An 18,855-nucleotide genomic window follows, 5' to 3' on the forward strand; every position below is an offset into this window, starting at 1 on the left:
CTTTTATTCGTGTGGTAACTCTACAAACTCTATCCAATAACGTCCTAAGGCACGCATTAGTTCAACCAATCCCTCGAAATTAACTGGTTTGGTAATATAAGAAGCGCACCCGAGGTCATAACCGCGGAGCATGTCTTCCTCTTCTTTTGATGTTGTTAAGATAACAACGGGGATACTGCGTAGTTTTGGGTCGTTTTTAAGTTCCTGAAGTGCTTCGCGACCATCTTTTCTTGGCATATTTAAGTCAAGCAAGATTAGGCTAGGTCGAGGGGCGGAAGCAGGATCTGTATATTTGCCCTCATGACGGAGAAACTCTAACAACTCCACGCCGTCTTCAACACAAAACAAATTATTTAGGACGCGACTTTCTTGTAGTGCGTCGACGGTTAATAGACGATCGTCTTCATCATCGTCGGCCATCAAGATATTGATTGGTTGGGTTTGTTTACGCGTCATTGTGTGTCTCTCCACTATTGTTGTTAGAACCAAACGGCTCGCTGTCCACCGGCACTATTATTGAAAACGTAGCCCCGTGTCCTAGTGCGCTCATTGCAGTAATTTGACCATTATGTCTTTCTACTATTCTTCGGCATACAGCAAGCCCTATACCTGTGCCTTTATACTCGCTTCTACCGTGAAGGCGTTGGAATGGAGCGAATATTTTCTCTGCAAATGACTGGTCAAAACCAATACCGTTGTCGGTAACCGTAATTTTTATCCAGTCGTATTCCTCAGACATAATTATATCCCGTGTATCTTCTTCACTTGCTTTGTGTAGATTGATTTTGACAACGGGTGTAACGCCTTCACTTTGAAATTTAAGTGCGTTAGAGATCAAGTTTAAAAATAGTTGCTCGAGCTGTGTTTTATCACCTCGAATGGTAGGCATATTTTCGCTTACGTCTATTTGTGCCGACTTTTCATCAATGGCGATTTCTAAATCGTCCAGTACACTTTGGATAGCATTATCTAAGCTCACTTCACTAAAATCTTTACCACGGGTTGAAACACGTGAAAACGCGAGAAGGTCGGAGATAAGCATCGACATACGCTCAGCTGCGTTTAACATTCGCGCAAGATAATCTTTACCTCGCTCATCAATAACGTCGCTGTACCCCGATTCTAGCCGGTTGCCGAACGCCCGAATTTTACGAAGAGGTTCTTGCAGATCGTGTGACGCGACAAATGCAAAATCTTCTAATTCTCGGTTACTTCTGGCTAGCTCATCGGAATAGAGACTCAGTTCCTGTGTACGTTCTTCTATGCGAGTTTCTAAATCTTCATTTACCGATTCAAGATCGGCCTGATACTTCTCGTGCTCTCGAGAGTTGATTTTCAGTAATAGAAAAACTGCAATAACGAGTAATAGGGTAGTAGCCGATGAGATAATCAGTGTGTTTACTGAGTCCCTTCGCAAGCTCATTAAATTTGCTAAATGCGTACCTTGCATACCACGTTCGGATGTATCAATTTCACGGAATAACTCTTCAAAGCGTCTGTAAAGATCAATACCTTTATCGCTTTCGACTAATTTGATGGCGTCTCTCTGCTTTCCTTCCTTTATGAGTTCGACGACTTTGATAACCTCGTTAATCTTTGCCTTAGTTAGATTAAGCAGTTCCTCAATTCTTACTGATTGTTCATCGATATCAGAGGAATAGGAGCTTACTTCCACTTCGTCCATCAACTCGCCGATAACGCCAAGGGTTTCTGTGTAATCAGTTAGATATTCTTCATCATCTGTAAGCATGTAGCCCCTTTGACCAGACTCTACGCGCAGCACCGCTACATGAAGCCTATTTACTGCATTGATTACCCGGTTAGTGGTAAACAACCGCGCTTCGAGTGCTGACAGGTCGTTAAGTGTACTGACTACATAAAAAGAATTCGCTGTCATAACAACAATGATGACTACAACCAAAATTATCCAGCTGTAAATAGAAGACAGAATTTTAGAGATCATTTATTCATTCCGCATCATTCTCACCCAGTTCTGACGTCATTTCAGAAAGGGTCTCGCTGCAGTCTTTTGCACTGCTTATTATTTTATCCAACGCCGCTAATGCCTTTTCGGGCGCAACGTCTCCGTTTAGTGCCATTTTTACTAGCTCTGCCTGCATAGATATTCTATTTAAAGGTTTCCGAGCATCGTGAACGAAAACGCTCAGCCGTGAGAATTCTTCGCTAGTCATATCGAATACCTCTCATTACTCGTCTTTGCTTAGGTCGCCGTATGCATGAAGGCGGTTGTACAGCGTTTTTGTACTTATTCCTAACATTTCTGCGGCCGTGGTTTTATTTCCACTTACTTTCTCTAATGTGGCGTATATAAGCTCTTTTTCTACATCTTCAATGGTTCTGCCAGCTTGAAGGGCGGGAGTGGTACTTTGCTTTTGTGCAAAAGGAGATTCAATAGTTTTGGGTAGCTCAATCTCGCTTTTCTCAGGGTCGCTCATAATTGCGGCACGATGTACAAAGTGTCTCAATTCACGAACATTACCTGGCCAATCGTAAGCTTGAAGTGTCTCAAGTTGATTATCTTCCCATTTAAAATGAGACCCGTTGTCTTTATTAAATTCGGCAATAAAGGTTTTCGCTAGCAGGGGAATATCTTCTTTTCTTTCACGTAAAGGTGGGATAGTAATTGGGAAAACTGCCAGCCTGAAATAAATATCTTCTCGCAATACTTTACTCTGCGCAATTTCTTCCATTGTCCGGTTTGTTGCAGATACCACGCGACAATTTACCGGAATTGACTTTGTACCTCCCACGCGAAGCACTACTTTGTTTTCAAGTACGCGTAAAAGGTTAGGCTGCATATCAATAGGCATTTCTGTGATTTCATCTAAGAAAAGGGTGCCTCCCTCAGCCTGTTCAAAAACACCTTCTTTACGACCTACTGCTCCGGTGAAGGCGCCTTTTTCGTGGCCGAATAGTTCACTACCAATTAATTCTTTAGAGAATGCACCGCAGTTTGTGGCGATATATGGGCCTTCACTTTCTGAAGCTCGGTGAATTGCAGCTGCAACCACTTCTTTACCAACGCCACTTTCACCTAACAGCATAACGTTAGCGCTTGTTTTGCTAACCCTTGAAATGAGTTTGTATAACTCTTTCATCACGGGTGACTCACCGATAAGTAAGTCGAAGTGTTTTTCAATCGTTTCTTCTTTAGGTTGTTTTTCTTTTGTTTTTTTACTTAATACTGCCTCGATTTCCTCGCGCTGTATTGGCTTGACGAGATAGTCTACGGTAGGTCCGCATAAGCCTTTAATTACGCTCTTAACCGATGGGTGGCCGGTAATCAAAGTAACGCGAGGACGCTTAGGAAGCGCATCAAGCTCGTTAAATAGATGAGCGCCACTTCCATCGGGCAACATAAAATCTAACAGTACGTGATCGAAAGTTTCTTTTTGTAGCCAGTCGCGAGCTTCAGCTAATGTCGCAGCTGTGAGGACGTCGTGGCCTAAAAACTCAATAATAGTACAAGCTACTTCTGTAAACTCGGCGTCATCATCAACTAAAAGTACGGTTAGCACGTGGATGTCCCTCTCTATTACTTTCCATTTAAAATATGGAAGAAAATCAATGTCATAGTTTTATCATAAACAGCAAGAAAAGATAACTAGATACCTACTTATAGTCACTTATTTCTTAGCGTTATGTTGTTTAGTTCGAGTAACACAAAGTTAGCGTTTAAATAAGTCGCCTCAAATATCTAAACTCAGTAATGTGAACGACCGTTCGATACGCCACTATCGTAATTTGATTTAATTGGCTTTCGGTATATCAAATAAACATAAGGTGTTACCTATTTACACACAGTTGCAAAAAGTATTCCCAATAACTTTTGAGATGCTGGTGAAGAAGGCTGTGGCACATTTTTCGCACAAATTGGAAGAAGAGCACCCCTTTTATTGGTGATGTATAAAGATAAGATTTGTAATGTTTGCGTATTGAAGGACCGCGTTTGCTCTTTTAAATAAGAGGACTACAGCGAAATTTATATCAAAGGAATTGAAAATGTGGACAAAAACAGCTGAAAGATCAATGACCTTGACAGAGCTGCTGACAAAAATGCAGCCTCGCGCTAGTCAGAATTCGTTTTATTTCGCAGATTTTTGGGAAGTGATGGAAAAGCGTGGTTTTGGTCCTATGCTGGCACTCCCATCTTTTATCGCTTGCACGCCATTAGGCGCTATTCCAGGTGTACCTTCTTTAACCGGTGTGACGATTTTACTTATTGCATTGCAAATTTTACTCGGTAGCAGACATCCATGGTTACCTCAAAAAGTAATGGACATACACTGCGACGCTGACCGACTACGCCATATTGTTGAAAAAGTAAAACCCTATGCTGTTAGCGTCGATCGCTTTCTTGTTCCCCGTTGTTTTTTTATGAGGCAACCCGTGTTTCGTTCTTTAATTGCACTGAATTGTGTAGGCTGCGGTTTGGTAATGATCCCCCTCGAGCTTGTTCCCTTTATGGGCCTAATTCCCGCATTGTCAGTGTTCATTATGGCTGTCGGAATGGCGACAGACGATGGTGCAGTCGCCTTGATAGGTGTATCAATATCGCTGTTTGGGTTTTTGTTAGGCTTTCAACATCTGCCTGCTGCGGTTAGTTAATATGCTTGCTAGTCTGAGCAGGACTCGAGCATAACATCTGAAGTGGGCAGATTCATTGTTTGGTACCTCAGTTCTCCCATAAACGCACGCGCTGCTGGACCCAAGGTGTCTCCATCTTCAAAAGAAAGATAGAGGAGGGCCTTTCTCAAGGCAGCGTTGTTATCCAAAGGAAGCGGGACAAGAGTACCGTCTTCTAATTCGTCTTTGATAATTGCAATAGGCAGCCACGCAAACCCCAATCCTTGAGCAATGATATCTAACGATGTTCTTACGTGACTCACCGTCCAACGTTGTTCTGCACCTAGCCAACCTACATCTGCTTTGCGTTCTGCAGAGGAATCGCGAACTACAATCTGTCGATGAGTTTTAAGGTCTTCTAATGTAAGAGTTCTATTTAATTGATGTAAAGGATGCTTGGCATGAGCCACCGCAGCAAACTCAATTTCACATAAGTCTTCGCTAAAACCATTTGGAAAGACAAAAGGAGAGATGCCCAAATCTACTTTTCCGCTACTTAACAACGCGTTAGCACCGCTTAGCACGGTTTCTTCAATCTCTATACGCAGGAGAGGAAATTCAGCAGAGACTTTAGCAAGTACGTTATACAACAGTTCAGAAGGGAAGATAATATCCACAGCTATGCGCAGTGTTGTTTCTGTTCCTACTTTTAAACTACTTGCTACCGCTTCAAGCTTATGAGCTTCATTTAGCAAAAACGAAGCGCGGCGATACATGAGTTCGCCCTGAGGAGAAAGCTGTACTTTACGGCCAATATTTTCAAATAGTGTTACACCAATAGCGTTCTCAAGCTTTTGAACAGCGTGATGAACACTAGATTGACTTTTATGTACTTCTGTAGCCGCTTGATTGAAGCCACCAGCATCGACAACGGCTTTAAACATACGCCATTGTTCTAATGTGGATTTAAGCATACAACGCCCTTTGACTGTTTTTAGCTACTTATAGCATAGACAGTTTATACAAGTCATTTTTTAAGGGTACGGTTGATGGTTGATATAGGACAGGTTACAACTGATACCTTTTCGTATCCCATTTGTATTAATTGCTCGGCTGCTAATTTTGCACGAACGCCAGACGCACAATGAATGTAAAGCGGTATAGACGCATCTTGGAATTTCTCTAGAACTTTCATTTCAAGCACCCCACGAGGGATATTGAGGGCACAGTGAACTGGCTGGCTCGCCGCTTCGTTGCTTTCCCTTACATCGATAAGGATGCCATTATTGTGCGTTAACTCTTCAGTAGCTTTTTGTGCAGTGACGCAACGAATATCGAAGCTGATGTTCTCAATTCGAGTTCTAATATCTATTAGCATGGCATTCCTAATTTATAACGACTTTTTACAAGATGAATAAGCTGTATCTAATATGCGAGTGGAAACTCAATAAAACAATATCAATTACCGGAATTCATCGCATATAATGGCAAGTCGGCAAAATGTCTTATACTTTAGTATAATTAATGGCTAAATTATTGCCAGAAACGTTAAAGAAAGGAAGTGCTTATGTCTGAGGATATGGTAATAAGTTCAGATGATATTATGGAACATGCGGTGGAAGCTGAGATCTTCCTTAAGCAATTTGCGAATAAAACGCGTCTTATGGTGCTTTGTTCATTATTGAAAGAGGAAAAGTCGGTCACCGAGCTTCTAGAAGTGGTCAATGTTTCACAGCCTGTGATTTCTCAACACCTTGCATTATTGCGAGAATCAAAAATGGTAGCTACTAGAAGGGAAGGCCAAACGATTTACTATCGTCTTGCGGATGAGCGTGTGAAACGTCTTATTGCGCTTATGTATGAATTCTTCTGCGAGTAGTTTTTTCTTGTTATCTAAACGACAATGTCCGCGCTATCACGGACATTGTATCGTTGAAGACTCCCTAGGGTTTCATCTATAATTATTTACCGTGTTGTTTGCACAACATAGCAATGTAATCTTTTTCTGCAATTCTATCGCTATCAACTTCTGGTCTTTCGACCAACTCGTCGTGACTGAGGCTGACAGCAACACTGTGGGCCGCCCAGTCAATGTTTTCAATATCGCTTGGTAATAACGCAAGATGCTTGCCGCCTGGAAGCCAGTTGTTGGTATCAACTACTAGCATTACGATTTTCCAACTTCGCGTATCAATGATAAAGTTGCTTATGTGACCAACATTGTCAGTAGTCGTGGCAACTTCATAGCCACCTACTTCTCCTACAGCCCTCAGGTGATTGCTTGTTTTTTTAGGATGGAGTGTTTCAGATTCCTCCGCTTGCTGTAATTCAACAAGCTCATTGGGATGTGCAAATTCTCCCCAAGCCCCGGGCCCAATCCAGTAGTAGCCGTAGCCGAAATATTTAAAGAGGTTCTCTTCATATTCACGAGAAACAGGTTTATGTTCGTCAATTGATGGGCTGTTCTTTAACTTTTCAACAGTCATATTTACATGAACAGTGTCATCACTACTATCAAGTTCTGTTACGGCGATGGGAGAAATTACCACTTTTCTGCTAAGTGGAAGCCACGTATTTGTATCTGCAACCAGGTAACGTACGGTAAACGTTTCATCGTCAAAAAGAATATCGCGGATGCCGCCTACTTTGTCATCAACGGCATGAATAGAAAAATGAGTAAGCTGTTTTGAACTAATGATCATCGTTGCGCCTCCTTTGCTAGGGCTCTTTGTATAGAGAGACAGCTAAAATTAGTTAGCGTCACTCTTTAATACTCTAAGTGTAGACAGTCCTTAACCTTTCTTCATTTTCTTCTTGCTTAGACTTGATTGGGATCATTTATCGTCTAAAACAAAAAAGCTCGCCTGAGCGAGCTTCTAACCTAGACCGGTATGTTTTAAGCTTAGGCTACATCAAATTCTTCATCAGAATAATCATCATCGTATTCTGATTGATTACTAGCACTGCTATGAAGGGTATAAAAATGTTTTTTCCCTCTCGCCAGCCTGACATATTTTGCCCACGCTTTTTCAAGGTTATTCACAGCTTCAACTTTGCCATTAATGAATGCAACGAAATGTTGCTCATCTTCACTTTCTGGCGAAAGTTCACCGCTTTCAAGACCTATTAAGGTCTTGCCGTAGTTAGTTAAAAGATCGGCTTCATTTATACTGAAATCACCTGATTTACGAAAACCATAGGGAAATTTTTGACGGTCAATATATGGTTTTGCAGATAGTCGAATAGCTAAACTTTTCATGTTGTACCCAACGTAATGTTTTGTTCAGCGCACTTTTAAAATAAATAAAAATGAAGATAAAACAAAAGATTTTTCTCTTATCAATAAAAAATTTTTAACGGGTTAAAAAGTAATAGCAAATGAGAAACATATTTTTGTTGATGGATTGCTTTGGGAACGATGAGTTCAGTTTTTAACTTATCTAACTATCTGAAATATATATCTAAAATAGGGGTTTCTAACAAGTTGCGGCTGTGGGCGGATTGTAACAAAAATGACACATGTTTTTGCGAAACGCGTTTGTGAAAATCCATGAAGAACGTAATGAAAAATTCTTATCGCTACGATGATTAAAATTCGTTTTCTATTTTTCGGCTTAGGATAATAATTGAGGTGTGTTAACAACCCAGAGAAGTCAATGAGTAAAGACTATCGTTACCAGCGTGATGAATGGGACTCGGTAGAAGAGGAAGAGCTCCACGCGAAAAAATCTACGTCTAAGCGTCATATTTCTGTGAAGGTAAAACAGAAGCGTGATTTGCAACGTCGTGAAAAGCAGCGACGTTTGCATCAAGAAGAGTATTAACTGGATTTTTAGTTAAGCGCACCGGTTTAAGGGGTGCGCTTCTGTGCATTTGTATTTACTTACCGTATTATGTGTGGCAGTTTAAAGCCATATCAATTCGGTTGTACACAAAGCATGGACATACGCTTTCTCACCACTTTCATAGAGGTGACAAAAACTCGTCACTTCGGTAAAGCCGCTGAAAACCTTTACCTCACCCAATCTGCCGTTAGTGCTAGAATAAAGTTGCTTGAAGAGTATTTTCACACAACGCTTTTTATTAGGCAGCGTAACAGTATCCAGCTCACGCAGTCCGGAGAAAAGCTGCTACCATACGCAAAGCAATTATGTGCCACGCTCAACGAAGCAAAGCAAGAGCTGCAAATCCAGTCGTCTGAGTATGTGGTCTGTGGCGCAACACAGCTAGCAAGCGAACTACTGTTGCCCACAATGCTCAGCCATCTTCACAACTCATTTCCTGATTGGTCTGTAAAGGCAGAAGTGTTGACGTTGGACGCGCTTTCACGCCAACTGCACGAAAGAGTTACAGATCTCGCTTTTTCTACTGAGCCACTCAAATCTGAAGAGGTAAATAGCACCGTATTGATGGAACACGAAATAGCACTTTATCGCGTTGGAAAGAACTCGGATGCTGTTAATGCAGCTGACTTCGTCGCAATTGACTGGGGTAGCAAGGCAAGAGACTGGCTTCTTACCGCCTACCCGCAGCTTCGCGATGCAAAATTACGGACAAATTCGCTAAATCTTGCTCTAAATAACTTACTCAGCGAAGGGGGGATAGCCGTGCTGCCCACCAATATAGAAAATCAAATACCGGCCAATGTTAACGTAACTAAAATAAGAACCCTTGAAAATGTACCATTAAGGTTATACATACACAGCATGAAGCAAATACGACGCGTGGGCCTTGCAGAGATAATAGACAGCGTATCTACAGTAAGTTAAATGCAACCAATAGGTTTTGCGCGAGTGCCATAACATATGGCCAATGAATGACAGAATTGAAAAGAGAGTACTATGTCTCAAATACACCCTTTATTAGAAAAAAACGCGTTTCAACGATTAGAAACTAGCCTGGCGACGATCAAAGCCGAACAAAAATTGTTTATCCTTAAAGATGAACACGGTTGCGTTATGCTAACGACTGACGAGGAAGACGGTGTACCAGTTTGGCCAGACGCTGAACTTGCGCTTTTGTGGGCTACAGAAGATTGGGCGCATTGTGAAGCAATGGAACTCACCACTAAGGAGTTTTTAACCAAATGGGTTCCAGGTATGACGCAAGACGAACTTATGGTCATTATTTGTCCTGTTCCAGCTGAAGAAGGTGAGGTGATTTCACCACAAGAGTTTGCCGAGTATCTTTAATAGTTGTTCAGGACGCTGTGAGTTCAAAAGTTCCGGGTGATCTTAAGCATAAAGCTTAAGGTAATTACCTAGTAACTAGATGGAATCAATTGAGCGGTAGTGTAATCCTCACGCCGCTTAATCGTATCTATGTATCTCGTTATTAAATGACCCAAGGAGGCGTTATGTTTACTGAACAGCCCACAATGAACAGCCTATTTAGTCAACTCGGTCTAGGAAGTTCAGACGAAGAAATTGCAGAGTTTTTCGAAACACATAAAGGACTAAATAAAAGCCAGCACCTACACGAGGCGCCTTACTGGAATGAAAGCCAGTCCGCATTTTTAAAGGATGCTATCATAGAAGATGCTGCATGGGCTGAGGTTATTGACCAGCTAAATGCAGAACTGCACGAATAAAACTTTTTAGCATGTATCTACCGCTCTCATACCTTATTTCTAATCTTTAAAAAAGGCAGTAAACGCTTTGTTGCACCCAAACATTGATGATTTGTGGTTTGTCCCGTTAGGTGGGACAGGCGAAATCGGAATGAATTTAAATTTATACGGGCACGATTGTCAATGGCTGATGGTAGATTGTGGTGTATCATTTGATGAACCCCTCATTCCGGGGTACAAAAGCAACGTATCGGGTGGCAAGGCTTCGATAAAGGGCGCTGCGCATAGAGTAGTGGCGCCTGATCCGACTTTCATAGCGAAGCAAAAAGATTCACTGGCTGGCATAGTAATCACGCATGCTCATGAGGATCACGTGGGCGCTATTCCTTATCTTTGGGAGCGGTTTCAAAAACCAATATTCACTACCTCATTTACCGCTGAAGTCTTAAGGCGGAAGCTCGCAAGGAGCAAGCTTGCCAATCGTATTCCTATCGTTGAAGTAGAGGCTGGTGAAACTCGCCAGATAGGGCCATTTAGCGTGAGTTGGTTAGCAATTACGCACTCTTTGCCTGAACCCTTCGCGCTCAAAATTAAAACCCCCGCAGGTACTGTTTTACACACTGCTGACTGGAAAATCGATGCAAACCCCATTACAGGTTTACCTTTCGATGTAGACCTTTACAAGCAACTAGGTAACGAAAACATCCTTGCGTTAGTGGGCGATTCTACAAACGCGCCAAAGCCTGGATTTTCCATCTCCGAAAGAAATTGTTATGACGGCTTACTCAGTACTATTTTGCCGCTTAGTGGCAGGGTGGTTGTGGGGTGCTTCGGCAGCAACATCGCAAGGCTTATTTCGTTAGCTAAAATTGCTAAAAAAACGAAACGATACATGGCGCTCTACGGACGTTCATTATTAAATATGTACAGTATTGCTAAGCAGCAAGGCATTTGGCCCGACGATTTACCGATAACCGATCCTCAACACCTGGGTTACTTACCCCCCCATGAGGTTTTAGCAGTTGCAACGGGAAGTCAGGGGGAGAAAAATACAGCCTTAGCCCGTTTGGCTCGCGACAATCATCCACATTTAAGTTTGGACAAAGGCGACGCTGTTATATTTTCTTCTATCATAATCCCTGGCAACGAAGAGAGTGTAGGGCGCTTAAGTAAAGTACTGTCGGCAAAAGGCGTTACTGTTATTCACAGCGAAGATAGCACCTTGCCTATACACGCCAGTGGCCATCCTTGCGCGGAGGAACTAAAACTCATGTATCACTGGGTTAAACCTAAAATTGCTATCCCGGTTCATGGTGAACATGAGCATTTACAGGCACATGCAGATATTGCTAAGGCATGTGGGGTAATGAAACACTATGTGGGTCAAAATGGTGATTTGTACCGGTTATCGCCGCAGCCCAGCATCCGCCGTCAAGTCGTGCCAGTAGGACGGGTACCTGTTCAACAAGAGTAAATCTTCGGAAATTATAGAATATAAGACGCCTAGCCCTACGTGATTTAACCATTAATCCCCCCCTAAAGGCGTACTTTTCGCGCAACTTACCTCTCGTGCTTAAGTTAAATAAAATTACTAATATCAATGTGATAGCTCTATTATGGAGTTTTGCAAAAACCTTGTTTTGAATCTGCCCATGTTTCGTACATTCTGATACACTTAAATACATAATAAAAATTTAAATTATGCGAACAACTTGTGATGAAGTTTTTATCCTACCTGATTCTCTTGGTTTTTACTGTTTGTACTTATGCAGAGGCTTCTCCACGGCTTACCAACCCAGTTTTTCAATCGCTTTCGACAAAAAACGGCCTGCCTCAGGATGTCGTAAACGACATTGCAATAAGTGAAGATGGGTTTGTATGGATTGCCACAGAAGGTGGTTTAGTGCGCTGGGATGGTGTAAGAACTAAACGGATAACGGATTCAACAAAAACGCTGCTTGATGCCTCGGTTCACCGATTAGCGCTGCAAGGTTCTGAAGGGCTTTGGTTTAGCATCTTTGGCCAAGGTAACTACTATCTGGATTTAACCACGCAAAAAGTCGTTCAAATAGAGCCCGCGAGTTACCACGATATAGAAGGTGTTGTCCAACATGCTGAAACATTCCATTGGTACACCCCAAATAAATTGGTCATGGCGCTAAACGAAGAAGTTCAGTTATTTGATACTGAAAACAGTAAATTAATTCGCATTGCAAAGCTACCTACAGAGCTTTTGGAAAATAACCATATCATTCGCGCAGCCATTACCATCGACGATATCTTGTTGGTAGCAACGTCAAAAGGCGTGTACGTAAAAAATATCCAAGATACTGAGCAACCCTTGGTTAGCCTAGATTACTTAGGTGATATTCCACAAAACATTGACAATATTAATGCGAAATTCCTGCTATTGGATGACCAAAACAGAGTATGGATTTCAACGGTACTTGGCGTATTCGTCGCACAGAAAAACGATTTTTTAGGGCAAGTAAACAACCTTAAAAAAAATGTATTTAAGCAGGTAGTTACAGATAGAAATGTGTGGACTATGGTGCAATTCAGTGACAATGCCTTCTGGATGGGGACCAATAAAGGTCTGTATCAACTCGTTGAGACACCAACTGGCTGGAAGAGTGAACACATTTTAGAGCCCAACAACGGGTTCACCGAAATCTCGAATAAAAAAATTACCGCAATAGCGAAAGACGAAGCTGATAACTTGTGGATGAGTTCAGTCTATGCCGGCGCGCTATACTTTGGTATCAAAAGTGCTGATATTTTTGCCATTCAGAACGAGCGAGCGGGAGCAGAAAGTGCGCTAACCAGCCATGTAGTGTGGACCTTCGCGGAAACAGAGCCCAATAAAATATGGATAGGTACTCAAAATGGGCTAAATCACTATGACTTCACGACAAAAACATCTGATAAGTTTCTTTATTTTGACGACGAAGTTTATGGTAAAGGGGCGGTAGATAAAATTATCCCTTTGCAAAACGGAAAACTGTTCGTAAGTACTTATGAAGGCATCCGAGTATTCGACCCGAAAACGGGAAAAATATCTCGCCCCGAAGTACTCAATGAAGGAGGTAATGGTGTTTTTGATACCTATATCCCCGGCATGGTTCTATCTAACGAGGATATTTTATACTTTATTGGCTATGAAGGTTTTTATAAATATGACATTAATAATAAAACCGTCTCTCCACTCAATTTAGACCCACGAGTTTTCGATATCAATTTCTCTTATGGCTTTATAGGGCAGTCTACCTATCACAATAATAGGTTGTTTCTGGCTACCAAGGGAGGTTTGTGGTTAATAGATCCTGAGACTTCGCGGCATGAACTTGTTTATCGTTTCCCTGAGTCGCAGCGCGGAAACGAGCGCTCAATATCATCTTGGGTCATTGACGATATGGGCGTACTTTGGCTTGCCTATAGTGGTGTTGGGTTAATTGGCGTCGATGCCGATACTTTCGAACCTCTATACAATTTGAATGACACCAATATTTTGTTATCAAACATAGTTTACGGGCTTCAAAAAGATGAGTTTGGGAACGTTTGGTTTAGCTCGCATAAAGGCCTTCACCGGTACAATCCCTCCACTGCACAAATCAAAAATTTTATTTACGGTCGTGAGTTAAGTGTTTCTGAATTTAATCAAGGTGCATCACTAAAGCTTAATGATGGAAGGCTTGCCTATGGTTCAACAAGCGGGGCCGTTGTATTCTCGGCTTCGCAGCTTGAAAGTTTAGAGACCGACAAGAGCCTTCTAAGCAAAAAAACAGCGATTACAGAAGTTGCGGTAGACAATCGTGCTCTTAGCCAGCCTTTAAAAAACTTAAGTGGTCACCACTTTAATTTAAACTATGAAGACTATGGGTTAACCATTCACTTTTCTTCGCTCGCCATGTCTGGAGTAGGTAAAGTTAAATATTACTATAAGCTTCTTAATGGTGACCGCGTGGTAACTGAAGGCGTTACCGACGATGCTAAGATAACCTTTACCAACATAGAGCCAGGCGATTATATCTTTACCGTGGCCCCCACGCCCGGTAGCTTTGAATTTAACGTGTTACCGGCGGAAATAACCCTTTCTATGCCTTATGCTCCACTTCGTTCACCACTCGCGTATTCCCTATATGCTACGCTTGTTGTTGGCCTTTTAGTGGCTTATTTACTCTCTAGACAGCGTCATTTATTTAGGCTTCAAAAAGCACAGCAACAAGTTACCTTATTTAGCGATGCGTTTAGACAAACCCGGGACTGGGTATTAATTTTCGATAAAGACAAGCGATTGGTTGCTGCTAATCCCGCCTTTGAGCAGGTGTTTGGATTTAATAGCAGGGATCCACTACCTAAACAATTAGCTCGCCTTTACCTGCGTTATCCCAACCTCAATCGACACCTTTCGGGCAAGTTGCCGGAAATGCAAGGCGGTGACTTTTGGAAAGATGAGACCGTTATTGATGGTGCCGACGGTAAGCGTTACGACGTGTTGATAGATATAACAGCGGTAAGTGGCGAATCTAATGATGCGGAACACTACCTGATAGTTATATCTGACATCACCGAGCAAAAAAATGCAGAACGCAAACTGCTTAAAATTGCCACCTACGACAGCCTTACTGGTTTGGTCAACAGAACGTTGCTTCTTGATAGACTTGAACACGCCATAGGGCTTGCGCGTCACCATGGGCACCGTGTAGCGGTAATGTTTGTCGATTTAGACAGATTTAAAGGCATAAATGATTCCCTAGGTCACGATTATGGCGACAAACTTCTTCGCATTGTGGCTAATAGAATGCGAAACCTGGTGGCGGAGTCGGGAACGGTTGCGCGACTTGGTGGTGATGAATTCGTTATTGTAATCGAAGAAGTGGGGGCGCACGATGACTTAAGCTCATTTGTAGCGCAAATTATTGAATCAGTAGAAACACCAATTTCATTGGCTGAAGAAGTGCTTCGTGTGTCTTGTAGTATTGGTGTTGCTTTTTACCCTGAAGATGCGTCTGAACCTGCAGAGCTTATCAAGCAAGCCGATGTAGCTATGTACAGCGCTAAAAAAGATGCGCTGAGCGGTTTTACTTATTTTACTAGTGATATGAATGAGCGTGCGAAAACGCGCCTGCAGATAGAAAACAAAGTAAAACGCGCTTATTCTGATGATTGCTTCTTTAACCATTATCAGCCGATCATAGATGCTAGAACTAATAAAACGATTGGAGTAGAGCTCCTGTTAAGGGGAAGATTAGACGAGAAACCGCTATTCCCCGATCAATTTATCCCAATTTTAGAAGAGTTTAAATACATTATTGAAGTGACGAGACAAGCCATGCGCCGCGCGGCAGAAGACCTGTCATCGTGGTACGAAAAAGGCTTCGATGGGTATGTGTCAATAAACTTATCTGCTCTTCATTTTAAAACTGAGTTCGATTTAAGTGGTGTATTAAGCCTGTTGAGCGAGTTTGGTTTACCAAAAGAAGCATTTAGATTTGAGATTACCGAAGGCGTTCTGATGGACGATAGCGATAATGCTTTAAGGCAAATTGAGCGGTTCGTTAAAGAAGGTTTTATTTTAGCTTTAGACGATTTCGGGACTGGATATTCATCGCTAAGCTATTTAAAACGCTACCCGTTATCGGTACTAAAAATAGATAAAAGTTTTGTTAATGAGATGGCACCGGGTAATGCCAACGAAGCCTTAGTAACAACGACTATAGCGCTCGCGGCTAACTTAAACATGAGCTGTGTTGCGGAAGGCGTTGAAACACAGGCGCAGGTCGATGAGCTTATTGAAAGGGGGTGTTACTTCCATCAAGGGTATTTTTACGCAAAACCGTGCAAAGCAGATGAAATAGTCTCCATTCTGTTTAAAATCTGGGCTAACTAATGGCGCTAAGTTGCGGCTTGTTGATCTTAAACAATCATAACGAGTGAAAAGCCGCATGTATAAAAAAACTAAATTCAGCGCTCAAAGTGTTGTTATTCATCGCAAATAATGTAAACGCTTGTTTAAAAAGCTTGTTTTTCAATAAAAAATAAGGCTTATTAGAAGACTGTGAAATCATTGTAAAAATGAGCTACATTATAACAACATATGAGTGACTTATGCCGCTAGACATGACAGTAAACGCAAATACCACGGAAGTAATAACATCGCCATTAAGTATGTTGTACCACTGGGAAAAAAACCGTGGCAACGACGTATTTCTTACGCAGCCGATCAACGGTGAATATCACGACTACACTTGGAAACAAGTTGCGGAGCAAGCCCGACAGGTGGCGGCACGTTTACGTGAATTAGATTTCCCACAAGGAAGCCGTATTGGTATCTTTTCTAAAAACTGTGCGCAGTGGTTTATTGTCGACCTGGGCATAATGATGGCAGGTCACGTGTCGGTACCTATTTTCTCTACAGCCGGCCCTGATACCATTCAGTATGTGCTGAAACACGCTGACGTGCAGCTATTGTTCGTAGGAAAGTTAGACAATACTGCCGAACAGGTCGCTTCAATTCCTTCAGAGTATCACACTGTTGCGTTCCCTTATCCAAACATTGCTACCAAACAGCAGTGGAAAGAATTTATGGATATAGCACCGATAGCTGACTCTCCTGTGCCCAACATGGACGACATGATGACAATTATCTACACGTCAGGGAGTACGGGGCAACCAAAAGGGGTAGTGCATAGCTACAACACGGCATGTTGGGCAGCGCGTCGTTCACTCGACCAGTTAGGTATCAACGAAAACGATCGTACAATGAGTTATTTGCCACTTGCGCACATAACCGAGCGGGTGCTTGTAGAGCTTTCAAGCTACTACAGTGGCGGGAAAATTCATTTTGTGGAAGATTTGGCAACATTTCAGCGCGACGTCGGTCATTGCCAACCTACATTATTTATTTCTGTTCCACGCTTATGGACTAAATTCCAAATGGGCGTTTTGGCGAAAATGCCGCAGAAAAAACTAGATACCCTACTAAAAATACCCTTTCTAAACAAAATCGTTGCTAAGAAAATTCGAAATGGTTTGGGCATAAATAATGCGCGTCTATGGGCGAGCGGCTCAGCACCACTGGCTCCAGCAGTTATTGAGTGGTTTGCGAAAATTGGTATCTACATCTCTGAAGGGTGGGGGATGACGGAAAACAGTGCCTATGGTACTGGTAGCGTTCCTTTTCGACATGACAAAATCGGTTGTATCGGTAAGCCTTATGACGGTGTAGATGTTCGCACATCAGAGGAAGGTGAAATTCAGGTGAAGTCGCCGTGCAACATGCTGGAATATTATTTAGAGCCCGATAAAACCGCTGAAGTTTTCACCGAAGACGGCTACCTGCGCACTGGCGACAAAGGCGTCATAGATTCCGATGGCTACGTTAAAATTACTGGTCGTTTGAAGGACATCTTTAAAACGGCGAAGGGTAAATACGTAACGCCTGCACCCATTGAAGCTAAATTTATGGAAAACCCTATAGTTGAACAGGTGTGTGTAACGGGTACAAATCTGCCTCAGCCAGTGGCATTGTTAGTGTTAAGTGAAGAAGCGCAGAAGAAAGATAAAGCCAGCATTGAAGCTAGCCTTAAGAAAACCTTTGAAGCTATAAACGCTAAATTAGAAAGCCATCAGGTAATGGACCGCGTTGTAATAATGAAAAACGAATGGAGTATCGAGAACGACTTACTTACACCAACACTTAAAGTTAAGCGTCATGTGTTAGAAGATCGCTTCGTTGACATTATACAGGGTAGCTACAGCGATAAATTGGTCTGGGTTGACGCGTAAACAGACTGATTAGCAGCATTGTTTCTAACGAGATTTTAAAAGCTCTGTCTTTGACAGAGCTTTTTTATGAAAAGTGTTATACAAAGGGCGCTAGGCGTTAAGCCGGCTATTCCTTTCGTTTCTGCGCTCTTTACCTTCCATTCGCTATTTATTACGCACCACCGCTATTTTGTTTGCACCACGCTTACAATCAGCATGCCACTAGAATGCGCCTTTACCAGGTTTACGAAGGGTAGCGAGCGCGCAACCCTTCATACACTAAATCGCTAAACTCAGGCTTAGTTAAGTCAAGAGCGTCCATCACCTCAACTAAATGTTCATTGTCTTCACGTCCTTCCCATACTTTGACGTATGTTCCTTCTTTGTAACCGTTATCTTGGCGGAAGAAATTAAGAACATTTTTACCGACATACTGACGATACAATTCGTCAGCCGACATTTCGCATTGGCTCACAATAAACATGAACAAAGGAACGCTGAAGCGTTTAGCGGCGCATAGACCTGTCATTAATTCTAAATTATCAAGAAGCGACTGATTAGATGCGTCGTAGTCTTTACCATCGAAGGCCACTTGCGTATTGCCACTTGCTAGTTCAGACGCAATACTTTTGGCTGACTCAGTGATGTCACCTTTATATTCAATAATGCAGGCGCTCAGCGCAAAGTGCCATATATCCACTAGTTCCATTTGAAGCTGAGGTAAGTCTTTTTGCTGTGCTTTCCACCATTTCCAACCGTGGTGCTCAATAGCTTCAACCGACTCAACCATTGCTGCACGCAAGTAACCATAACCTGCATTTAGCCAGTCTGGATTTACCTTGGCGTTCATTTTATCTTGAAGAGAAAGCATGGTGGCGAGTTGTTGGGCGGTTAACATTGTTGCTCCTGAGCGTGAAAATGTGATGCATTTT

The 18,855-nt window shown here is 42.2% G+C and carries 18 protein-coding genes; 9 read left to right on the forward strand and 9 right to left on the reverse strand.

Annotation, left to right across the window (positions count from 1 at the left end; all coding sequences use genetic code 11):
* Positions 1 to 3 precede the first annotated feature (3 nt).
* Genes D1814_RS15695 through D1814_RS15710 form a run of 4 tightly spaced genes read right to left on the reverse strand, consistent with a single transcriptional unit; the run spans position 4 to position 3,539 of the window.
* Entirely contained in the window at positions 4 to 456 is a 453-nt protein-coding gene (locus D1814_RS15695; RefSeq protein ID WP_025255558.1) for a response regulator, read from the reverse strand.
* Positions 446 to 1,963, reverse strand: a complete 1,518-nt coding sequence (locus D1814_RS15700; protein ID WP_118494072.1) for a sensor histidine kinase — start codon at positions 1,961 to 1,963, stop codon at positions 446 to 448. Before D1814_RS15700 ends, D1814_RS15695 begins: the two co-directional genes overlap by 11 nt.
* Before the next feature lie 4 nt (positions 1,964 to 1,967).
* The gene (locus tag D1814_RS15705) at positions 1,968 to 2,192 is read right to left on the reverse strand and encodes a hypothetical protein (protein WP_118494075.1); all 225 of its coding nucleotides are present in this window, start codon (positions 2,190 to 2,192) and stop codon (positions 1,968 to 1,970) included.
* Positions 2,193 to 2,207: 15 nt separating this feature from the next.
* On the reverse strand, positions 2,208 to 3,539 hold the full coding sequence (locus tag D1814_RS15710; RefSeq protein ID WP_118494078.1) for a sigma-54-dependent transcriptional regulator: 1,332 nt from the start codon (positions 3,537 to 3,539) through the stop codon (positions 2,208 to 2,210).
* A 484-nt stretch (positions 3,540 to 4,023) separates the two neighbouring features.
* On the opposite strand from D1814_RS15710, the gene D1814_RS15715 reads away from it, so the two are divergent.
* A complete protein-coding gene (locus D1814_RS15715; protein ID WP_118494082.1) occupies positions 4,024 to 4,629 on the forward strand; it encodes an exopolysaccharide biosynthesis protein in 606 nt (201 codons plus the stop codon).
* Between the two features lie 8 nt (positions 4,630 to 4,637).
* On the opposite strand, the gene D1814_RS15720 is transcribed toward D1814_RS15715, so the two are convergent.
* Positions 4,638 to 5,561, reverse strand: a complete 924-nt coding sequence (locus tag D1814_RS15720) for a LysR family transcriptional regulator (protein WP_118494085.1) — start codon at positions 5,559 to 5,561, stop codon at positions 4,638 to 4,640.
* Between the two features lie 53 nt (positions 5,562 to 5,614).
* Positions 5,615 to 5,965 carry a rhodanese-like domain-containing protein gene (locus D1814_RS15725; protein ID WP_118494089.1) on the reverse strand — a complete coding sequence of 117 codons (351 nt, stop codon included), beginning with the start codon at positions 5,963 to 5,965 and terminating at the stop codon, positions 5,615 to 5,617.
* Between the two features lie 189 nt (positions 5,966 to 6,154).
* On the opposite strand from D1814_RS15725, the gene D1814_RS15730 reads away from it, so the two are divergent.
* Entirely contained in the window at positions 6,155 to 6,466 is a 312-nt protein-coding gene (locus D1814_RS15730; RefSeq protein WP_118494091.1) for an ArsR/SmtB family transcription factor, read from the forward strand.
* 82 nt (positions 6,467 to 6,548) lie between these two features.
* Here the strand turns inward: D1814_RS15730 and D1814_RS15735 are convergent, their stop codons facing one another.
* Together D1814_RS15735 and maoP are read right to left on the reverse strand one after the other, a co-directional pair.
* The gene (locus D1814_RS15735) at positions 6,549 to 7,289 is read right to left on the reverse strand and encodes a PRC-barrel domain-containing protein (protein WP_118494094.1); all 741 of its coding nucleotides are present in this window, start codon (positions 7,287 to 7,289) and stop codon (positions 6,549 to 6,551) included.
* Between the two features lie 200 nt (positions 7,290 to 7,489).
* Complete coding sequence (gene maoP, locus D1814_RS15740; protein ID WP_118494098.1) at positions 7,490 to 7,846, reverse strand: DUF413 domain-containing protein; 357 nt, start codon at positions 7,844 to 7,846, stop codon at positions 7,490 to 7,492.
* A gap of 397 nt (positions 7,847 to 8,243) precedes the next feature.
* Here maoP and D1814_RS19435 point away from each other — a divergent pair, with 397 nt between their 5' ends.
* The 7 genes from D1814_RS19435 (at position 8,244) to D1814_RS15770 (ending at position 17,944) form a co-directional block, all read left to right on the forward strand.
* Positions 8,244 to 8,411 (forward strand): hypothetical protein, encoded by a 168-nt coding sequence (locus D1814_RS19435; RefSeq protein ID WP_162889835.1) that lies wholly within the window; start codon positions 8,244 to 8,246, stop codon positions 8,409 to 8,411.
* Positions 8,412 to 8,525: 114 nt separating this feature from the next.
* Entirely contained in the window at positions 8,526 to 9,356 is an 831-nt protein-coding gene (locus D1814_RS15745; RefSeq protein WP_118494101.1) for a LysR family transcriptional regulator, read from the forward strand.
* A 72-nt stretch (positions 9,357 to 9,428) separates the two neighbouring features.
* Positions 9,429 to 9,779: a DUF2750 domain-containing protein gene (locus D1814_RS15750; protein WP_118494104.1), complete on the forward strand. Its 351-nt coding sequence runs from the start codon at positions 9,429 to 9,431 to the stop codon at positions 9,777 to 9,779.
* Between the two features lie 164 nt (positions 9,780 to 9,943).
* A complete protein-coding gene (locus D1814_RS15755; RefSeq protein WP_118494107.1) occupies positions 9,944 to 10,177 on the forward strand; it encodes a DUF2789 domain-containing protein in 234 nt (77 codons plus the stop codon).
* 67 nt (positions 10,178 to 10,244) lie between these two features.
* On the forward strand, positions 10,245 to 11,630 hold the full coding sequence (locus D1814_RS15760) for a ribonuclease J (protein WP_118494110.1): 1,386 nt from the start codon (positions 10,245 to 10,247) through the stop codon (positions 11,628 to 11,630).
* Positions 11,631 to 11,873: 243 nt separating this feature from the next.
* Complete coding sequence (locus D1814_RS15765) at positions 11,874 to 16,046, forward strand: EAL domain-containing protein (RefSeq protein ID WP_118494113.1); 4,173 nt, start codon at positions 11,874 to 11,876, stop codon at positions 16,044 to 16,046.
* Between the two features lie 218 nt (positions 16,047 to 16,264).
* Positions 16,265 to 17,944 carry an AMP-binding protein gene (locus D1814_RS15770; RefSeq protein ID WP_118494116.1) on the forward strand — a complete coding sequence of 560 codons (1,680 nt, stop codon included), beginning with the start codon at positions 16,265 to 16,267 and terminating at the stop codon, positions 17,942 to 17,944.
* A 223-nt stretch (positions 17,945 to 18,167) separates the two neighbouring features.
* Here the strand turns inward: D1814_RS15770 and D1814_RS15775 are convergent, their stop codons facing one another.
* Positions 18,168 to 18,821, reverse strand: coding sequence for a dUTP diphosphatase (locus D1814_RS15775; protein WP_118494119.1), 654 nt, complete (start codon positions 18,819 to 18,821; stop codon positions 18,168 to 18,170).
* Positions 18,822 to 18,855 lie beyond the last annotated feature (34 nt).

The sequence above is a fragment of the Alteromonas sp. BL110 genome, assembly GCF_003443615.1.
In the GTDB taxonomy this organism is placed as follows: Bacteria; Pseudomonadota; Gammaproteobacteria; order Enterobacterales; family Alteromonadaceae; genus Alteromonas.

What these genes read in the sequence shown, in the direction of transcription:
- D1814_RS15715 (WP_118494082.1), top strand. Translation starts at nt 4,024, where the DNA reads ATGTGGACAAAAACAGCTGAAAGATCAATGACCTTGACAGAGCTGCTG.
- D1814_RS15705 (WP_118494075.1), bottom strand. Translation starts at nt 2,192, where the DNA reads ATGACTAGCGAAGAATTCTCACGGCTGAGCGTTTTCGTTCACGATGCT.
- D1814_RS15725 (WP_118494089.1), bottom strand. Translation starts at nt 5,965, where the DNA reads ATGCTAATAGATATTAGAACTCGAATTGAGAACATCAGCTTCGATATT.
- D1814_RS15775 (WP_118494119.1), bottom strand. Translation starts at nt 18,821, where the DNA reads ATGTTAACCGCCCAACAACTCGCCACCATGCTTTCTCTTCAAGATAAA.
- D1814_RS19435 (WP_162889835.1), top strand. Translation starts at nt 8,244, where the DNA reads ATGAGTAAAGACTATCGTTACCAGCGTGATGAATGGGACTCGGTAGAA.
- D1814_RS15735 (WP_118494094.1), bottom strand. Translation starts at nt 7,289, where the DNA reads ATGATCATTAGTTCAAAACAGCTTACTCATTTTTCTATTCATGCCGTT.
- D1814_RS15770 (WP_118494116.1), top strand. Translation starts at nt 16,265, where the DNA reads ATGCCGCTAGACATGACAGTAAACGCAAATACCACGGAAGTAATAACA.
- D1814_RS15750 (WP_118494104.1), top strand. Translation starts at nt 9,429, where the DNA reads ATGTCTCAAATACACCCTTTATTAGAAAAAAACGCGTTTCAACGATTA.
- D1814_RS15765 (WP_118494113.1), top strand. Translation starts at nt 11,874, where the DNA reads ATGAAGTTTTTATCCTACCTGATTCTCTTGGTTTTTACTGTTTGTACT.
- D1814_RS15695 (WP_025255558.1), bottom strand. Translation starts at nt 456, where the DNA reads ATGACGCGTAAACAAACCCAACCAATCAATATCTTGATGGCCGACGAT.
- D1814_RS15755 (WP_118494107.1), top strand. Translation starts at nt 9,944, where the DNA reads ATGTTTACTGAACAGCCCACAATGAACAGCCTATTTAGTCAACTCGGT.
- D1814_RS15730 (WP_118494091.1), top strand. Translation starts at nt 6,155, where the DNA reads ATGTCTGAGGATATGGTAATAAGTTCAGATGATATTATGGAACATGCG.
- D1814_RS15700 (WP_118494072.1), bottom strand. Translation starts at nt 1,963, where the DNA reads ATGATCTCTAAAATTCTGTCTTCTATTTACAGCTGGATAATTTTGGTT.
- maoP (WP_118494098.1), bottom strand. Translation starts at nt 7,846, where the DNA reads ATGAAAAGTTTAGCTATTCGACTATCTGCAAAACCATATATTGACCGT.
- D1814_RS15720 (WP_118494085.1), bottom strand. Translation starts at nt 5,561, where the DNA reads ATGCTTAAATCCACATTAGAACAATGGCGTATGTTTAAAGCCGTTGTC.
- D1814_RS15745 (WP_118494101.1), top strand. Translation starts at nt 8,526, where the DNA reads ATGGACATACGCTTTCTCACCACTTTCATAGAGGTGACAAAAACTCGT.